General features: G+C 47.4%; 1 protein-coding gene and 1 pseudogene. One reads left to right on the top strand and one right to left on the bottom strand.

The genetic code is table 11. The features are described from left to right. Positions 1-606: pseudogene (locus A3757_RS26045) on the top strand (efflux RND transporter permease subunit); the annotation flags it as partial. Here A3757_RS26045 and A3757_RS01085 read toward each other — a convergent pair. Beyond that, a partial coding sequence (locus A3757_RS01085; RefSeq protein WP_197469625.1) for an efflux RND transporter permease subunit occupies positions 562-1,024 on the bottom strand: 463 nt, incomplete at its 5' end. The pseudogene A3757_RS26045 and the gene A3757_RS01085 overlap by 45 nt on opposite strands.

The raw sequence follows: 1,024 nt of genomic DNA, 5'->3' as shown, positions 1-1,024 counted from the left end.
ATCGGCAACATTCTGTTCGACATTCCACTAGTAATTATCTGTGTCATTATCGCCTCTGTAATTGAGTGCTTTCTCGTCTTACCAGGTCATTTAAATCATTCCTTTAAGCGCTCCTTTAAAGCCAATGCAGCGGGTTCATATCGGGAAAAAATCGATCAAGGTTTTAATCGCTTTCGGGATAATTTCTTCCGCCCTTTATCCGAAAAATCGATCGAGAATCGAGGCGTTATTCTTTGTCTATCCGTCGCGATCCTGGCTGTCAGTATCACTCTGATTGCCTCGGGCCGGGTCAAGTCAGACTTCTTCCCCCAACCTGAAAGCCATATATTACTTGGCAACGTTAAGTTTGCTTCAGGAACACCGCCTGAAAAAGTACGCGAGTTCGGCCTTAACATGGAGCAAGCCTTGCAACAAGCCGATGCAAAATTCGCCAAGGAACAACGCATGGGCGATGCTGATAGCCTGGTCGTTCATAGTGTTCTTAGGATTAACCAGGCCAGCTTCGATGGTGGCCAGAACTACTCCACGGGTGAACAATATGCTTCCGTTCACGTAGAACTTTTAACACCAGACGCTCGCGATATAAGAAACCCCGAATTTATTTAAGTCGGGGTTAACGCTGGCGGTGACGTGCAGACCAAGCTTACCTTCAGTATGCCTAACCAGTTCTAAGCCTTTTCTATGGGTCAAGGTGACGACATTGCTTAGCTGAGCAATATCACCAGAGGGTGTAACGAGAGGGAAGTTGTCGAGAATACGAGAGTAGTTGCGCTCTTCATCGGGAAGAATAATCCGAACCTCGATCTCTTCATTCTCGTCATAGAATACTTGTAAAAGCTGGCCGTCGAAGGCCGCTCGTAATTGTCTGCCAACATCCGAGACGGTGAAGCCAAGCGCTTCTCCCAGAGGCGTAAGTGAGTAGATAAATTGGTTTTTACCAAAGGGTAGGTCGTCTTGGATATCACGCACGCCGACATAGGTTTTTAGCTTGGTCGCCAGGTCCTCACCCGCTTGTTTGAGTACC

Source organism: Oleiphilus sp. HI0117 (assembly GCF_001635235.1).
The sequence above is the reverse complement of the archived record's forward strand: the minus strand, read 5'-3'. Positions and strand labels throughout refer to the sequence as shown.